Origin of the sequence: Streptomyces sp. NBC_01077 (genome assembly GCF_045162855.1) — a bacterium.
Taxonomy (GTDB): domain Bacteria; phylum Actinomycetota; class Actinomycetes; order Streptomycetales; family Streptomycetaceae; genus Streptomyces.
Genome location: NZ_CP108669.1, coordinates 2,872,044 through 2,887,354, shown reverse-complemented (window position 1 = coordinate 2,887,354; position 15,311 = coordinate 2,872,044). Strand labels below are relative to the sequence as shown.

Sequence of the window (15,311 nt, the reverse complement as noted above, 5' to 3'; positions counted from 1 at the left end):
ACCTCCCCAAGTCCCCGGAATCAGTGTTGCTTGGTTTTACCAAGTTCGAGCTTGGAAAGTCCAACAACATGTCTAGACTGCGTCGCATGCCACGTCAGCCACGCCGCCGCAGCTACGACCAGCACTGCGCCGCCGCGCGCGCCCTCGACCTCGTCGGCGACCGCTGGACCCTGCTCGTCGTCCGCGAACTCCTCGCCGGGCCGCGCCGCTACACCGACCTCCACGCCGACCTCCCGGGCGTCAGCACCGACATGCTCGCCGGCCGCCTCAAGGACATGGAGGGCGCCGAGCTGGTCACCCGCCGCCGACTGCCGCCGCCCGCCTCGGCGTTCGTGTACGAGCTCACCCCGCGCGGCCGTGACCTGCTGCCCGTGCTGCGCACCCTCGCCGCCTGGGGGGCACCCGACCTGGGTGAACCGCGGCCCACCGATGCCGTCCGTGCGCACTGGTACGCGATCCCGCTCCTCGGGGCACTCGCCGAGCTGGGCGAGGGCGTCATCCAGGTGACCCTGGACGAGGGCGAGTTCTTCGTGCGGGTCGGGGGCGACGGAGCCGTGTCGTACGGCGACGGGGTGTACGGCGCCGGTACGGCGGACACGGCCGACGCCCGGCTGAGGACCGACACGGCGACCTGCCGGGCCCTCGCGGGCGGGGAAGTGACGCTCGCCGAGGCCGTCGAGGCGGGGCGCGCGGTTCTCGAACGGCCCGTGCGGGCTGCCCAGTCGTAGCGGGACTTAGCAGGACCGAGCGGGACCGAGCGGCTCGCCGTAGGCGGGTGAGCGGATTTCCGTCTGCGGATTCCCGTCGGGGCGCCTCTGCCGGTCAGTTCGGGACGGAACCCGCGCCCAGGCTTCGTGCCAGCCGGTCCCGGGCCTCGGTCTGCGCCGCGATGCGCGCGTCGAGTACGGCCAGCCGCTCGCGGGCGATCTCCAGGCCGCGGGCGGACGGCGGGACCGAGGGCATGTCGCCGTCCAGGCAGGAACGGAACGCGGACACGTCGTCCAGGGTCAGTCCCGCGTCCAGCAGGTACCGGATGTTCGACACGCGCGTGACGGCGTCCTCTCCGTACAGCCGGTATCCGTTGGCCGCGCGGGTCGACGCGATCAGTTCCGCGGTCTCGTAATGGCGCAGCGCGCGCGGAGACACCCCGGTCCGCCGGGCCAGTTCACCGATGCGCAAGGGCGCCACCTCCCCGCCCAGTGGTATCACGCGACCAGCGCACCCCCGTCGACGGGCAGGACGGTGCCGGTCAGGAAGGACGCGTCCGGCGCCGCGAGCGAGGTGATGGCCCAGGCGACCTCCTCCGGCCGGCCGATCCGGCCCAGCGGGGTGTGCGCGAGCTGCCACGCCCGCAAGGCCTTCAGCTGCTCGGGGGAGAGGCCCATGTGGTCCGCGATCGGGGTCTCGATCGCGCCGGGGGCGACCGCCACCACCCGTACGCCGTCGGGCGCGAGCTCCACAGCCCAGCAGCGGGTCAGGGTCTCCAGGGCGCTCTTGGTCGCCGGATAGACGGAGTTGGCCGGCCAGCCTCGCTGGCCGATGGTCGTCGTCACGTTCACCACGACGCCCCGCGACTCCCGCAGCGCCGGGACGGCGGCCTGGGTGAGCAGGACCGGGGCGACGAGATTGGTCTCCAGGAGCGGAGCGATCACGGAGCGGTCGAGGGTGCCGAGCGGGCCGCCGGCGGAGATCCCGGCGTTGTTGACGAGCACATCGAGGCGGCCGTGGCCGGTCACCGCGGCGCGGACGATCTCCTCGGCCGCGCCCTCCGCCGTGACGTCGGCGACGAACGGCTGAATCCCCGGATGCCCCTCGGCGGTCTCCCGCAGCGGCTCCGTCCTGCGGCCGACGGCGACGACCGTCGCTCCCTGCCGGGCGAAGGCGCGGGCGGTGGCCCGGCCGATGCCGGTGCCGGCACCGGTGACGACAACGACCCTGGTGGGCGTCGTGGGCGTCGTGAGGGTGGTGGGTGAGGCGGCTGCGGTGGGTGCGGTGGTGTCCATGAATCCGATGGTCGAACAGTGACGCCAGTGACAAGGTCAAGCCCACCTGCGGGCAGGATGGGTGGAGTGAGTGGGACGAGCGGGATGCGATACGAGGCGATCACCTGGGAACGGCTGGCGGAGACGCTCGCCGGGCACCTCGACGCCTCGGCACCGACGGCGGGTGGCACATGGCTCAAGGTCGGCATCGACGGACCGCCCGCCGCCCCCGGGGACGAGCTCGCCGAGCTGCTCGCCGAGGCGTTGCGGACGCGCGGGCGCTCCGTCCACGTCGTGGGGACCGGCGGCTTCCTGCGGCCCGCCTCGCTGCGGTACGAGTACGGGAAGCAGGACCCGGACGCGTACTACGGCGGATGGACCGACACCGGGGCGCTGTGGCGGGAGGTCTTCGGGCCGCTGGAGCCCGGCGGCACCGGGCGCGTGCTGCCCGATCTGTGGGACCCGGTGAAGGACCGCGCGACCCGCAGCCCGTACGTGACGCTGCCGCCCGGCGGGGTGCTCGTGCTGCACGGGCCCTTCCTGCTCGGCCACTGGTTCCCCTTCGACCTCAGCGTGCACCTGCGGCTCTCGCCCGCCGCACTCGCCCGGCGCACCGAGGAGGCCTGGACCCTGCCTGCCTTCGCCCGGTACGAGACGGAGGTCGAGCCCGGCGCGTCCGCGGACGTCGTCGTCCGTGCGGACGACCCGCGCCACCCGGCCTGGACGGGGCTCGGCGAGTAGTCGGGGGCCCTCCTGGATCCGCCCCTCGCCTCCTGCCCCCGCCCCTCCGACTCCCGCCTCCGCCCCCTCCGTCAGTCGCCCAGCACCCCGTCCGGAGGTCTGCCGCCCACCACCGTGACCGCCTCCGCGCCCGCGCGGCAGCCGGCCTCGGCGGCCTTCGCCGGGTCGGCGCCCGCGAGCCGGGCCGCCAGGAACGCGCCCGTGAACGCGTCCCCCGCGCCCGTGGAGTCCACCGGCCGCACCGGAGGCGCCGACACCCGCGCGGTGACCGCGCCGTCCTCGGCGACAAGCGCGCCCGCCGCACCGAGGGTGACCACGACGAGGGGGAAGCGGCGGCTCAACTCGACAGCCGCCACCTCCGGTGCGTCCCGGCCGGTGAGCGTCCGGGCCTCGTCGACGTTGGGCAACAGGATCTCGGCGCCGTCCGCCGCCGCCAGGAACCCGTCCACCCCCAGCTCCGCGAGGAACCCCGCCGAGGCCGGGTCCACGCTCACCGGGACCCCCGCGTCCCGTGCGTCCCGCAGCGCCCGCCTGGCGGTCTCGCGGCTCGGCGCGGCGAAGAACAGGTAGCCGGAGAGATGCAGCCGGGCCACGCCGTCGAGCAGGCCGGCCGACCAGTCGCCGGGGGACAGGCGCAGGGCCGCGCCGCTGTCGGTCAGGAAGGTGCGCTCCGCCGAGGAGTCCACGAGTGCGATCACGGTGGCCGTCGCCGCGTCCGCGTCCGGGACGAGCAAGGGGCGTACGCCCGCGTGCCGCAGCGCCCGGTCGTGCCAGGCGGCCGCGTCCGTCCCCACCCGGCCAAGGAGCCGTACGTCGTGGCATCCGGAACGCACCGCCCAGCAGGCCGCGTTGGCCCCGGCGCCGCCCGGCAGGGTCCGGATCTCCGCCGCCGTGTCCGTCGCGGGGGCCAGCGGGGTCCGGTGCCGGGCGACGACGTCCGTGACCACGTCCCCGACGACGAGCAGCGCACCCGCCGCCGGGTTCACCGGCGGCCCGCACCGGGCACAGACCCGGAGTCCCGCGCAGGCTCGGTACCGGGCGCAGACCCGGAGCCCCGCGCAGGCTCGCTACCGGGCGTCGTCCCCGCGCCGTACGCTCCCGCGATGCTCGCCGCGAGCCGCACATTGCCCCGTACCGCCGCCAGGTTGGCCTCCAGGGACGCCCCTTCCGTGTGCACCGTCAGATATTCGAGGAGGAACGGCGTCACCGCCTGCCCGGTGATCCCCTTCTCCTTCGCCGCCGCCAGGCCGCCCGCGAGCACCCGGTCGTGCAGCGCGGGATCCAACTGCTCGGCCGGCGGCACCGGGTTGGCCACGATCAGCGCCGCCCGCGGCCCGCCGAGCCGGTCCTGGGCCCGTATCACCCCGGCCACCTCCTCCGGGGTCCGCAGGTTCCAGTCGACAGGCTCGCCCGAGGAGGCGAGATAGAAGCCGGGGAAGTGCTCCGTGCCGTACCCGACGACCGTCACCCCCAGCGTCTCCAGGCGCTGGAGCGTCGCGGGCACGTCGAGGATCGACTTGACCCCGGCGCACACGACGGTGATGCCGACCCGGGCGAGCAGCCGCAGGTCGGCGGACTCGTCCTGCGTATCGGTCCACTCGCGGTGCACACCTCCGAGGCCGCCGGTCGCGAAGACCCGTATCCCGGCCGCGTCCGCGAGCCAGGCAGTCGCCGAGACCGTCGTCGCCCCGGTCACGCCGGTCGCCAGGGCGGGGGCGAGGTCGCGGTGCCCCAGCTTCCGTACCGCCGGGTCCTCGGCGATGCGGGTCAGGGCCGCCCGGTCCAGGCCGACCCTGGCCGTGCCGTCGACCACGGCGATGGTGGCGGGGACGGCGCCCCCGACCCGTACCAGCTCCTCCAGCTCCAGCGCCACGGCCAGGTTGCGCGGGCGCGGCAGGCCGTGGGCGATGATCGTCGATTCCAGCGCGACGACGGGACGCCCCTCGTGGAGCGCCTCGCGTACCTCTTCGGACACCTGTGTGGACATGTCCCATTCCTGGCGCGACCACGGGCCTCGCAAACCTCGTCGGCGAGCTCCGGCCACACGGTGGGGGATGCCTGCGGATTCCGTCACGGGGTGCCCGGCGCGGTCGTCCGAGCCGGCCGCGCCACCCGTCCGGCGCTGCGGCGAAGGGGCCGTGCGGATTTCGTCGTCGCGCCGGGATCCGGGCATCGCGCCTGGTGGGAGGCGAAGCGGAGGGCTTCCGTCCATCCGGTCCCGGCCTCGGCGTGGCTCTGGGCCCCGGCTACAGTCACCGCCCATGACGACACATGACCAGCCCTCCTTCGCCGTGCACATCCCCGACGCCGAGCTCGAGGCGGAGCCGCTCGACCCCGCCCAGATCGTCTCCGGCACGCCCGAGGTGACGGGCAAGGTGCTGTGGGAGTCGGCCGACGGCAAGCAGCTGCGCGGTATCTGGCAGATCACGCCCGGCGTCGTCACCGACACCGAGGCCAACGAGCTCTTCGTGGTGGTCTCCGGCCGGGCGACCGTCGCCGTCGAGGGCGGCGACACCCTGGAGATCGGGCCCGGCGACGCCTGCGTGCTGCGCGAGGGCGACCGGACGACCTGGACCGTGCACGAGACCCTGCGCAAGGCGTACCACATCAGTCTCTGAGGTCCCCGGAGTCACCCGAGGAGGCAGGCCAAGTCCATGAGATCCATGGGCGGTTGAAGGTCTGGTAGGAAACCTTCCTATCGGCTAGCATCCCCGGCAGCGGCTCGGCGCGGCGCCCCACCCCAAGGGACGTGACGCGCTCAGCGAGAGCTCTGACCCGGCCGCCGAGCACCACCCCGCCGTGTGGCGCCCCGAATCGCCACCCGGCCGGTCGCCCGTGTCCGTACCCCACGGCACGGGCGCCCCGGCCCGCTCCCGCGCGGCCGGCGCGTGGTGCGCCGCACCGGTGTCCAGCTCTCGCCGACCCCACAGGCCAGGGAGCCCAGGTATGCGCCTGAACGCCTCCGCCCCACCTCGCCGCACCACCACCCCTCTCCCCTTCGTCCTCGCCGCCGTGCTGCTGCTCGTCGGCGGGCTCCTGCTCGCCCTCCCGGACCGGGCCGGAGCCGCTGCCGACGTCCTCATCTCCCAGGGCCGGCCGGCCACGTCCTCCTCCGTCGAGGACAGCACCTTCGGCCCGGAGAAGGCCTTCGACGGCGTCTCCACCACCCGCTGGGCCAGCGCCGAAGGCGTCGACCCCCAGTGGATCCGGGTCGACCTCGGCCCCTCGGCCACCGTCTCCCGCGTCAAGCTCGTCTGGGAGGCCGCGTACGCCAAGGCCTACCGCGTCGAGATCTCCACCGACGGCACCACCTGGACCCGTCTCGCCGACGAGACGGCGGGGAACGGCGCCACGGACGACTGGACCGGACTCACCGGCCAGGGCCGCTACCTCCGCGTGTACGGGACCGCCCGCGGCACCACGTACGGCTACTCGCTCTTCACGGTGGAGGTCTACGGCACCACCGGCACCACGGAGCCGCCCGCCGGCTCCTTCACCGTCGTCGCGGCCGGCGACATCGCCGCCCAGTGCACGGCCTCCAGCAGCTCGTGCGCTCACCCCAAGACGGCAGCGCTGGCCCAGCGGATCGCGCCGTCCTTCTACCTGACGATGGGTGACAACCAGTACGACGACGCCCTGCTCTCCGACTTCCGCAACTACTACGACAAGTCCTGGGGCGCGTTCAAGGCGAAGACCCGCCCCGTGCCCGGCAACCACGAGACCTACGACCCGGCAGGCCCGCTCGCCGGCTACAAGGCGTACTTCGGCTCGATCGCCTACCCGCAGGGCAAGTCCTACTACAGCTACGACCAGGGCAACTGGCACTTCGTCGCCCTCGACTCCAACTCCTTCGACGACGCCGCGCAGATCCAGTGGCTCAAGGACGACCTCGCGCGGAACAGCAAGGGCTGCGTCGCCGCCTACTTCCACCACCCGCTGTACTCCTCCGGCGGACACGGCAACGACCCGGTGTCCAAGCCCGTCTGGCAGATCCTCTACAACGCCAAGGCCGACCTGGTGCTCAACGGACACGACCACCACTACGAGCGCTTCGCCCCGCAGGACCCCAACGGGCGTGCCACCGCCGACGGCATCGTCGAGATCGTCGGCGGCATGGGCGGCGCCGAGCCCTACGACATCGAGACGGTCCAGCCCAACAGCCAGAAGCGGATCAGCGGTCCGTACGGCGTCCTGAAGCTGGACCTCACCGACACCACCTACACCTGGCAGTACGTCGGCACCGACAACCAGGTGAAGGACTCCGGCCCGACCTACACCTGCCACTGATGTACCTCGCGACCACCGGTCGCCGCGACGCGCCGCCCGCCCCCTCGGGGGTCCGGCGGCGCGTCCCCGGCACCGTCCTCGCCCTCGGCGCGGTCAGCCTGGTCACCGACATCTCCTCGGAGATGGTGACCGCCGTCCTGCCGCTCTACCTGGTCCTCGGACTCGGTCTCTCCCCGCTCCAGTTCGGGCTGCTCGACGGCCTCTCGACCGGCGCCACCGCGCTCGTACGGCTCCTCGGCGGCGCCACCGCCGACCGCGGCGGCCGCCACAAACAGGTCGGCGGGCTCGGCTACGCCCTGTCCGCCTGCTCCCGGCTCGGCCTCCTCCTCGCGGGCGGCGCGACCGGCTGGATCGCGACCGCGCTCGCCGCCGACCGGCTCGGCAAGGGCGTCCGCACGGCGCCGCGCGACGCCCTCATCACGCTCCACAGCCCGCCCGAGGACCTGGGCCGCGCCTTCGGCACGCACCGCGCCATGGACACCACCGGCGCCCTCCTCGGACCCCTGGCCGCGTTCGCGCTGCTGTGGGGGACGGCCGACGCGTACGACGCGGTCTTCGCCGTCAGCTTCTGCGTCGGCGTGTTCGGCGTCCTGCTGTGGGTGCTTCTCGTCCCCGGGCGAGCCCGTGCCGACCGGGAGACACGCACCGCTCCGGCCCCGCCACGCGCGCGTGACGGGCTTCTCGCCGGGCTGCGCTCGCCCGCGTACCGGCGGATCGTCCTCTGCGCCGGAATCCTCGGCGCCGCCACCGTCGGCGACGCCTTCCTCTATCTGCTGCTCCAGCGGCGGCTCGCGTTCGACGCGACCTGGTTCCCGTTCCTGCCGCTCGGTGCGGCCGGCGTCTATCTGCTGCTCGCCGTCCCCGCCGGACGGCTCGCCGACCGGATCGGGCGGCGGGGACCGCTCCTGTACGGGCACGGCGCCCTGCTCCTCGCCTACGGACTGCTCCTCGCCCCGCTGCCCGACGCCGTGGTCCTCCTCGGCGTCCTCCTCCTGCTCGGGGTCTTCTACGCCGCCACCGACGGCGTCCTGATGGCCCTGGCCGGCCCCTTCCTGACCGAGGGCCGGCAGGCGAGCGGCCTCGCCGTCGTCCAGACCGCGCAGGCGCTGGCCAGGCTCGGCGCCGCCGTCGCGTTCGGTGCCGTCTGGACCGCGAGCGGGCCGGAGACCGCGCTCGTCGCGGCGCTGCTCGCCCTCACGGCGGCCTTGTGCTGCGCCGCGCGACTGCTGCCCACCACACCTTCGACGCACGGCGCTCCGAAGCCCTCCGAGCGTGCCGTCCCCGAGCCCTCCGAGAGGACCGACTGACCCATGTCCGCCCCGACCGGCGCCCGCCCGTCCACCCGTACGCGCGTGTGGATCCTCGTACTCGCCCTTCTGCTGCTCGGAGGCGGTGCCACCGCCTACACCCTGCGGGCGGCCTCGGGCCGCGAGGCCGCGGCCACCGGGACCGCCGACCCGGGCTTCACGCTCGACGGCGACGCCGGCGCGCTCTACGCCCGTGACACCGCGAGCGGGCGCGTCGCGCGCGTGGATCCGTCCGCGCCCGGCGGCCGGGTGGTGGGCGGCCCCTCCTGCGACCGCTTCCACGCGGCCGGCTCCACCGCCCTCTGTCTCCAGCGCAGGCCGGGCGTCCCGGCCCGCTCGTACGTCCTCGTGCTCGACCGGCGGCTGCGCGAGGTGCGCCGGATCGGCCTGCCGGGCATCCCCAGCCGGGCCAGGGTCTCGGCCTCGGGGAACATGCTCACCTGGACGATGTTCGCGACCGGCGACTCCTACGCGCGCTCGTCCTTCTCCACCCGGACCTCGATCCTCGATCTGCGCACCGGCTATCTGGTGAAGAACATCGAGCAGATCCCCCTCACCCTCGGCGGCCGGCGCTACCACGCCCCCGACGTCAACTACTGGGGTGTCAGCTTCGCCGCCGACGACAACCGCTTCTACGCCACCGTCTCCACGGGCGGCCGCACCCATCTCGTCGAGGGCGACATGAGCGAGTGGTCGGCCAAGACCCTGCGGGAGAACGTCGAATGCCCGTCGCTCTCCCCGGACGGCACCCGGCTCGCCTTCAAGAAGCGGGTCTCCGACGGCCCGAGCGAGCCGTGGCGGCTGTACGTGTACGAGCTGAGCACCGGGCGCGAACACGCGGTCGCCGAGCGGCGCGGCATCGACGACCAGGCGCTGTGGACGGACCGGAAGACCCTCGCGTACGGATACGGGGGAGCGGTCTGGTCGGTCCCGGCCGACGGCACGGGCACCCCACGGCAACTGGCGCGCGGGGCCTCCTCCCCGGCGGTGCCGCACTGACCGACCCGAGGGAGGCTTACGCCTTCCGGAGTGAGCCGCGGATCGCGAGCGCCGCCATCGGCAGCAGGAGGCAGGCGGCGATCGCGTTCAGCGGCCCGTAGCCCGCCTGCGCGACGATCAGCCCGGCCGCGAGGCCGCCGATGCCGGCGGCGGTGTTCATGACGAAGTCGGAGAGCCCCTGGACCGCCGCCCGCGCAGCCTGCGGCACCGAGTCCGTGAGCAGCGCCGAGCCGGACACCAGACCCGCCGACCAGCCCAGGCCGAGGATGAACAGGCCGAGGGCGGTCCGGCCGTGGCTGGGCCCCGCCGTGCCCGCGACGAGCGCCGCCACGCCGATCAGCCCGACCGCGAGCCCGATCACCGACAGCCTCCCCAGCCGGTCGGAGAGCCAGCCCATCAGGGGCGAGAAGGCGTACATGCCGGCGATGTGCCCGCTGATGACGAGCCCGATCAGCTGGATGTCCGCACCGTGATGAGTGAGCGCCACCGGGGTCATCGACATGATCGACACCATCGCGGTGTGCGAGCCGGCGACGGTGACCACGGCGAGGCGGGCCTTCGGGGAGTCCCGTACCGCCCGCATCCCGGCACGCAGCGACCGTTCCTCCGCCGCCCCGCCCTCGCCGGTCGAGTTCAGCGCGCGGGCGGTGAGGAGGGGATCCGGGCGCAGCAGCAGGGCCACCACGGCCGCCGCGATCACGAAGACTCCGGCGGCCCAGACGAAGGGGCCCGCGGTGGCCGGAATGCCCAGGCCCACGACGCTCTCCCCGGCCGGCGCGGCGATGTTCGGGCCCAGCACCGCGCCGATGGTGGTCGCCCACACCACGGTGGAGATGGCCCGTGCCCTGCGGTCCGGCTCGGCGAGGTCGGCGGCGGCGAAGCGGGCCGCCAGATTGGCCGAGGACCCGGCGCCGAAGCCGACGAGCCCGAGGAGCAGCAGCGGGAAGCTCTCGGTGACCGCCCCGAGCACCGCGACCCCGGCGCCGACCGCGCCGATGAGATACGCGAGGACGAGTCCGGCCCGGCGCCCGCGCGAGGCCATCAGGGCGGCCAGCGGCATGGCGAGCAGCGCGGGCCCCGCCACGGTCGCCGTCGACGCGAGACCGGACAGCGCCTCGGAGCCGCTGACGTCCCTGGCCAGCACGGCGGCGAGCGCGACGCCGGTGGCGATGCCGAGGCCCCCGAGGATCTGGGTGGCGATGAGCACGGCCTGGACGCGCCGGCGCAGCGTCGGCAGCTCGGCGTCGGTGACGGGGGCGGGTATGTGCTCGGGCAGGGTGGCGTCAGGGGCGCCGGGGGTGTGGGTCACTTACGTGAGTGTGCCAGCCGTCCCACCTGATGGGAATCAGAACAGCGGCGCGGGCAGCACGCCCTCGAGTGCCAGCAGCTGCCGCTTGGTCTCCAGACCGCCGCCGAAGCCGCCGAGGCCGCCGTCGCTCTCCACCACGCGGTGGCACGGCACCACCACCGGCAGCGGATTGGAGCCCATCGCGGCGCCGACCGCCTGCGCGGCCCCCGGCTGCCCCACGCGCCTGGCCAGCTCCCCGTACCCGACGACCGTGCCGTACGGCACACCGCTCGCCAGTTCGCGCAGCACCTGCCGGTTGAACCCGGCCGTCAGGCTCCAGTCCAGAGGCAGGTCGACATCGCCCGGCTCGCCCGCGAAGTACCGGTCGAGCCGACGTATCGCGCCCGCGAGCAGCCCCGTGGCGCGCTCCACCGGCTCCGCGCCGAGCTGCGCCGCCAGCCGGTCGAGCATCCGGTCCCGCCGCGCCGCGTCGGCGTGGAACTCGACCCGCACGAGCCCCCGCTCGGTCGCGGCGAGGAAGAGCGGCCCGATGGCGCACTCCATGACCGTCCACTCCACCGGGACGGCCCGCTCGCCGCCCTCCGGCCCCGCTTCGATGTCCATGCCGCCCACCGTACGACCCGCCACTGACAGCGAGGCGGGGAAAGCCGCTCACCCGGACGGTGACAGAGGCCCCGGAAAGAGGGCGCAAGATCACGAACCGGTCTCGCTCCGGTCTCACGAGCGGAAATTCCCCGGTCGCGTGGTCGCGTGGCCTCCGGCGCGCCATAATCTCGCCCCGGTAGTACTACCCAGCGGTACCGACTGTTTTCGGACGACGTGGCACCAGGGGTGGAGGACACACGCTCATGCAGGGCACGGTCGACGGATTCAGCTACGGGCTCGTCACTCCGGTGGCGGCCTTTCTCATGGCGTGCCTGGGCGGCGCCCTCGGCCTTCGCTGCACGACGAGATCGCTCCGCCACCGCGACAGCTTCAAGGCGGGCTGGCTCGCCCTCGGCGCCACCTCGATCGGCACCGGCATCTGGACCATGCACTTCATCGCCATGATGGGCTTCTCGGTCCAGCAGGCGCCCATCAACTACGACCTGCCCATCACCTTCGCCAGCCTGGGCGTCGCCGTCCTCATGGTCGGCATAGGCATCTTCATCGTCGGATACCGGGGCGCGACCGCCCTCACCCTGGTCACCGGCGGCACCATCACCGGCCTCGGCGTCGCCACCATGCACTACCTCGGCATGGCCGGGATGCGCCTCCAGGGGCGCATCGAGTACGACACGCTCACCGTCGCGCTGTCCGTGGTCATCGCCGTGGTGGCCGCCACGACGGCCCTCTGGGCGGCCGTCTCCGTACATGGATTTCTGGCCAGTCTCGGTGCGAGCCTGGTGATGGGTGTCGCCGTCAGTGGTATGCACTACACCGCCATGTCGGCGGTCAGCGTCCATCTGCACGGCACCGAGCCCGCCACCGGCACCGACGCCACCGCCACCTCGCTGCTCCTGCCGATGCTGATCGGCCCGGCGGTCTTCCTCATCCTCGCCGCCGTCGTCGTCATGTTCGACCCGCTCCTGGTGATGGGCGACCCGGACTGGCAGGGCCCCGCCGCCCGTACCCCGCACCGCCCCGGCGTGCCCGCCCCGCGCCACGTACCGTCCTACGGCGAGCCCGCCAACTGGACGGCCCGGCCCGCCGGACGCGGCGCCCGCAGGACCGCCCCCCGGGCCGGCCACCGCTCCCAGGACTGGTGACGGAAGACCACCGCTGAGCCGATCACCGCCCGACTGTCAGTGCCGGGTCGTACGGTGGTTGCATGCGGCCCGTTTCCAAGATCGAACGTTCGGTGGCGCCCTTCGAGGTCGTCAGCTCCTACCAGCCCAGCGGCGACCAGCCGACGGCCATCGCCGACCTGGAGCGGCGTATCCGCGCGGGCGAGAAGGACGTCGTGCTCCTCGGTGCCACCGGCACCGGAAAGTCCGCCACCACCGCGTGGATGATCGAGAAGCTCCAGCGCCCCACCCTGGTGATGGCGCCGAACAAGACACTGGCCGCCCAGCTGGCGAACGAGTTCCGCGAGCTCCTGCCGAACAACGCGGTCGAGTACTTCGTCTCGTACTACGACTACTACCAGCCCGAGGCGTACGTGCCGCAGTCGGACACGTACATCGAGAAGGACTCCTCCATCAACGAGGAGGTGGAGCGGCTCCGCCACTCCGCGACGAACTCCCTGCTCACCCGCAGGGACGTCATCGTCGTCGCCTCCGTCTCCTGCATCTACGGCCTCGGCACGCCCCAGGAGTACGTGGACCGGATGGTCCCGCTCAAGGTCGGCGAGGAGCTCGACCGCGACCAGCTGCTCCGCCGCTTCGTCGACATCCAGTACACGCGCAACGACCTGGCGTTCACCCGCGGCACCTTCCGCGTCCGCGGCGACACCATCGAGATCTTCCCGGTGTACGAGGAGCTCGCCGTCCGCATCGAGATGTTCGGCGACGAGATCGAGGCCCTCTCCACCCTCCACCCGCTCACCGGCGAGGTCATCAGCGAGGACCGCGAGCTGTACGTGTTCCCCGCCAGCCACTACGTCGCGGGCCCCGAGCGCATGGAGCGCGCGGTCAACGACATCGAGCGCGAGCTGGAGGTCCGCCTCGCGGAGCTCGACAAGCAGGGCAAGCACCTGGAGTCCCAGCGCCTGCGCATGCGGACCACGTACGACCTCGAGATGATGCGCCAGATCGGCTCCTGCTCGGGCATCGAGAACTACTCGATGCACTTCGACGGACGCGACCCCGGCTCCGCGCCCAACACCCTCATCGACTACTTCCCCGAGGACTTCCTGCTCGTCATCGACGAGTCGCACGTCACCGTGCCGCAGATCGGCGCCATGTACGAGGGCGACGCCTCCCGCAAGCGGACCCTGGTCGACCACGGCTTCCGGCTCCCGTCCGCCCTCGACAACCGCCCGCTGAAGTGGGAGGAGTTCCAGGAGCGGATCGGGCAGACCGTCTACCTCTCGGCGACCCCCGGGACGTACGAGCTCTCGCGCGGCGACGGCTTCGTCGAGCAGATCATCCGCCCCACCGGGCTCGTCGACCCCGAGGTCGTCGTCAAGCCCACCGAGGGCCAGATCGACGACCTGGTCCACGAGATCAGGCTGCGCACCGAGCGCGACGAGCGGGTCCTCGTCACCACCCTCACCAAGAAGATGGCCGAGGACCTCACCGACTACTTCCTGGAGCTCGGCATCCAGGTGCGCTATCTGCACAGCGACGTCGACACCCTGCGCCGGATCGAGCTGCTGCGCGAGCTGCGCGCCGGTGAGTACGACGTCCTCGTCGGCATCAACCTCCTGCGCGAGGGCCTCGACCTCCCCGAGGTGTCCCTCGTCGCCATCCTCGACGCCGACAAGCAGGGCTTCCTGCGCTCCGGGACGTCCCTGATCCAGACGATCGGCCGCGCCGCGCGAAACGTCTCGGGCCAGGTCCACATGTACGCGGACCGGATCACCCCGGCGATGGAGAAGGCCATCGACGAGACCAACCGGCGCCGCGAGAAGCAGATCGCGTACAACACAGAGCACGGCATCGACCCGCAGCCGCTCCGCAAGAAGATCAACGACATCGTCGCGACCATCGCGCGCGAGGAGATCGACACCGAGGAACTCCTCGGCTCCGGCTACCGCCAGGGCAAGGAAGGCAAGGGCGCCAAGGCCCCCGTTCCCTCGCTCGCCGCGCACGGTGTCAAGGGCAAGGGCAAGGGCAGGGCCGGTTCGACAGTCGAACTCGGCGACCGGCCCGCCACCGAACTGGCCGCGATCATCGAGGAGATGACCGACCGGATGGGCGCCGCCGCCGCCGAGCTGCAGTTCGAGGTGGCCGCCCGGCTCCGCGACGAAGTGGGAGAGCTGAAGAAGGAGTTGCGCCAGATGAAGGAGGCGGGACTCGCCTGACCGGACGCGGGCCGGCGGGTGGTCCGGTGTGTTGCAAGACCGACACAAAACCGGACCGCGCCTCCGCGGTGTCCGTGGCGCTGCGTAGGGTGCTCGACAACCGCACGCACCGGAACAGCGGGCGCGGGGAACGCTAACGAGAGGGGCAAACGCGTGTCGGTCAACATGACCAAGGGTCAGGCCATCAGCCTGGAGAAGCAGGGCGGGGGCAGCCTCAGCCAGGTGCGGATGGGCCTCGGCTGGCAGGCTGCACCGCGCCGCGGTCTCTTCGGCAAGCGCACGCAGGAGATCGACCTGGACGCCTCGGCCGTCCTCTTCGCGGACAAGCAGCCGGTCGACGTGGTCTTCTTCCGTCACCTGGTCAGCGACGACGGCTCGGTCAAGCACACCGGCGACAACCTCGTCGGCGGCGCGGGCCAGGGCGGGGACGACGAGGCGATCCTCGTCGATCTCCAGCGGGTCCCGGTCCACATCGACCAGATCGTCTTCACGGTGAACTCCTTCACCGGCCAGACGTTCCAGGAGGTGCAGAACGCGTTCTGCCGGATCGTCGACGAGACGAACGGCCAGGAGCTCGCGCGCTACACCCTCGACGGCGGCGGCAACTACACCGCGCAGATCATGGCGAAGGTGCACCGGGTCGGCTCCGGCTGGCAGATGACCGCCCTGGGCAACCCGGCCAACGGCCGTACGTTCCAGGACCTGATGCCCGCGATCCTGCCGCACCTGTAGGCAGTCCC

At 72.8% G+C, this 15,311-nt stretch carries 15 protein-coding genes; 9 read left to right on the top strand and 6 right to left on the bottom strand.

Annotated elements, in window-relative coordinates; genetic code table 11:
• The first annotated feature begins 86 nt into the window (after nucleotides 1-86).
• Nucleotides 87-728 carry a winged helix-turn-helix transcriptional regulator gene (locus tag OG462_RS12880; RefSeq protein ID WP_406057454.1) on the top strand — a complete coding sequence of 214 codons (642 nt, stop codon included), beginning with the start codon at nucleotides 87-89 and terminating at the stop codon, nucleotides 726-728.
• 94 nt (nucleotides 729-822) lie between these two features.
• On the opposite strand, the gene OG462_RS12875 is transcribed toward OG462_RS12880, so the two are convergent.
• On the bottom strand, nucleotides 823-1,179 hold the full coding sequence (locus tag OG462_RS12875; RefSeq protein WP_406057452.1) for a MerR family transcriptional regulator: 357 nt from the start codon (nucleotides 1,177-1,179) through the stop codon (nucleotides 823-825).
• A gap of 26 nt (nucleotides 1,180-1,205) precedes the next feature.
• On the bottom strand, nucleotides 1,206-2,003 hold the full coding sequence (locus OG462_RS12870; RefSeq protein WP_406057450.1) for an SDR family NAD(P)-dependent oxidoreductase: 798 nt from the start codon (nucleotides 2,001-2,003) through the stop codon (nucleotides 1,206-1,208).
• A gap of 84 nt (nucleotides 2,004-2,087) precedes the next feature.
• Between OG462_RS12870 and OG462_RS12865 the strand changes: the two genes are divergently transcribed.
• Nucleotides 2,088-2,723, top strand: coding sequence for a uridine kinase (locus OG462_RS12865; RefSeq protein ID WP_406066511.1), 636 nt, complete (start codon nucleotides 2,088-2,090; stop codon nucleotides 2,721-2,723).
• Nucleotides 2,724-2,794: 71 nt separating this feature from the next.
• On the opposite strand, the gene OG462_RS12860 is transcribed toward OG462_RS12865, so the two are convergent.
• Together OG462_RS12860 and OG462_RS12855 are read right to left on the bottom strand one after the other, a co-directional pair.
• Nucleotides 2,795-3,709: a carbohydrate kinase family protein gene (locus OG462_RS12860; protein ID WP_406057448.1), complete on the bottom strand. Its 915-nt coding sequence runs from the start codon at nucleotides 3,707-3,709 to the stop codon at nucleotides 2,795-2,797.
• Nucleotides 3,706-4,710 carry a pseudouridine-5'-phosphate glycosidase gene (locus tag OG462_RS12855; RefSeq protein WP_406057446.1) on the bottom strand — a complete coding sequence of 335 codons (1,005 nt, stop codon included), beginning with the start codon at nucleotides 4,708-4,710 and terminating at the stop codon, nucleotides 3,706-3,708. Before OG462_RS12855 ends, OG462_RS12860 begins: the two co-directional genes overlap by 4 nt.
• 274 nt (nucleotides 4,711-4,984) lie before the next feature.
• On the opposite strand from OG462_RS12855, the gene OG462_RS12850 reads away from it, so the two are divergent.
• The 4 genes from OG462_RS12850 to OG462_RS12835 all read left to right on the top strand — a co-directional run bounded on the left by OG462_RS12850 (nucleotide 4,985) and on the right by OG462_RS12835 (nucleotide 9,316).
• Nucleotides 4,985-5,341 carry a cupin domain-containing protein gene (locus tag OG462_RS12850; protein ID WP_073917086.1) on the top strand — a complete coding sequence of 119 codons (357 nt, stop codon included), beginning with the start codon at nucleotides 4,985-4,987 and terminating at the stop codon, nucleotides 5,339-5,341.
• A 328-nt stretch (nucleotides 5,342-5,669) separates the two neighbouring features.
• Nucleotides 5,670-7,010 carry a discoidin domain-containing protein gene (locus OG462_RS12845; protein WP_406057443.1) on the top strand — a complete coding sequence of 447 codons (1,341 nt, stop codon included), beginning with the start codon at nucleotides 5,670-5,672 and terminating at the stop codon, nucleotides 7,008-7,010.
• Nucleotides 7,010-8,317: an MFS transporter gene (locus OG462_RS12840; RefSeq protein ID WP_406057441.1), complete on the top strand. Its 1,308-nt coding sequence runs from the start codon at nucleotides 7,010-7,012 to the stop codon at nucleotides 8,315-8,317. Before OG462_RS12845 ends, OG462_RS12840 begins: the two co-directional genes overlap by 1 nt.
• Nucleotides 8,318-8,320: 3 nt before the next feature.
• Complete coding sequence (locus OG462_RS12835; protein ID WP_406057440.1) at nucleotides 8,321-9,316, top strand: TolB family protein; 996 nt, start codon at nucleotides 8,321-8,323, stop codon at nucleotides 9,314-9,316.
• A gap of 16 nt (nucleotides 9,317-9,332) precedes the next feature.
• On the opposite strand, the gene OG462_RS12830 is transcribed toward OG462_RS12835, so the two are convergent.
• Both OG462_RS12830 and OG462_RS12825 read right to left on the bottom strand, forming a co-directional pair.
• Nucleotides 9,333-10,625: an MFS transporter gene (locus tag OG462_RS12830; RefSeq protein ID WP_406057438.1), complete on the bottom strand. Its 1,293-nt coding sequence runs from the start codon at nucleotides 10,623-10,625 to the stop codon at nucleotides 9,333-9,335.
• A 36-nt stretch (nucleotides 10,626-10,661) separates the two neighbouring features.
• Complete coding sequence (locus OG462_RS12825; RefSeq protein WP_406057437.1) at nucleotides 10,662-11,228, bottom strand: methylated-DNA--[protein]-cysteine S-methyltransferase; 567 nt, start codon at nucleotides 11,226-11,228, stop codon at nucleotides 10,662-10,664.
• Nucleotides 11,229-11,473: 245 nt separating this feature from the next.
• Here OG462_RS12825 and OG462_RS12820 point away from each other — a divergent pair, with 245 nt between their 5' ends.
• The 3 genes from OG462_RS12820 (at nucleotide 11,474) to OG462_RS12810 (ending at nucleotide 15,303) form a co-directional block, all read left to right on the top strand.
• Nucleotides 11,474-12,373, top strand: coding sequence for an MHYT domain-containing protein (locus OG462_RS12820; protein WP_406057435.1), 900 nt, complete (start codon nucleotides 11,474-11,476; stop codon nucleotides 12,371-12,373).
• Between the two features lie 62 nt (nucleotides 12,374-12,435).
• Nucleotides 12,436-14,571: an excinuclease ABC subunit UvrB gene (gene uvrB, locus OG462_RS12815; RefSeq protein ID WP_406057433.1), complete on the top strand. Its 2,136-nt coding sequence runs from the start codon at nucleotides 12,436-12,438 to the stop codon at nucleotides 14,569-14,571.
• A 153-nt stretch (nucleotides 14,572-14,724) separates the two neighbouring features.
• Nucleotides 14,725-15,303, top strand: a complete 579-nt coding sequence (locus tag OG462_RS12810; protein ID WP_030325289.1) for a TerD family protein — start codon at nucleotides 14,725-14,727, stop codon at nucleotides 15,301-15,303.
• The last annotated feature ends 8 nt before the right edge of the window (nucleotides 15,304-15,311 follow it).

Coding starts and splice junctions, on each gene's coding strand:
- OG462_RS12870 (WP_406057450.1), bottom strand. CDS start 2,003: ATGGACACCACCGCACCCACCGCAGCCGCCTCACCCACCACCCTCACG.
- uvrB (WP_406057433.1), top strand. CDS start 12,436: ATGCGGCCCGTTTCCAAGATCGAACGTTCGGTGGCGCCCTTCGAGGTC.
- OG462_RS12825 (WP_406057437.1), bottom strand. CDS start 11,228: ATGGACATCGAAGCGGGGCCGGAGGGCGGCGAGCGGGCCGTCCCGGTG.
- OG462_RS12820 (WP_406057435.1), top strand. CDS start 11,474: ATGCAGGGCACGGTCGACGGATTCAGCTACGGGCTCGTCACTCCGGTG.
- OG462_RS12850 (WP_073917086.1), top strand. CDS start 4,985: ATGACGACACATGACCAGCCCTCCTTCGCCGTGCACATCCCCGACGCC.
- OG462_RS12840 (WP_406057441.1), top strand. CDS start 7,010: ATGTACCTCGCGACCACCGGTCGCCGCGACGCGCCGCCCGCCCCCTCG.
- OG462_RS12845 (WP_406057443.1), top strand. CDS start 5,670: ATGCGCCTGAACGCCTCCGCCCCACCTCGCCGCACCACCACCCCTCTC.
- OG462_RS12865 (WP_406066511.1), top strand. CDS start 2,088: ATGCGATACGAGGCGATCACCTGGGAACGGCTGGCGGAGACGCTCGCC.
- OG462_RS12835 (WP_406057440.1), top strand. CDS start 8,321: ATGTCCGCCCCGACCGGCGCCCGCCCGTCCACCCGTACGCGCGTGTGG.
- OG462_RS12880 (WP_406057454.1), top strand. CDS start 87: ATGCCACGTCAGCCACGCCGCCGCAGCTACGACCAGCACTGCGCCGCC.
- OG462_RS12855 (WP_406057446.1), bottom strand. CDS start 4,710: ATGTCCACACAGGTGTCCGAAGAGGTACGCGAGGCGCTCCACGAGGGG.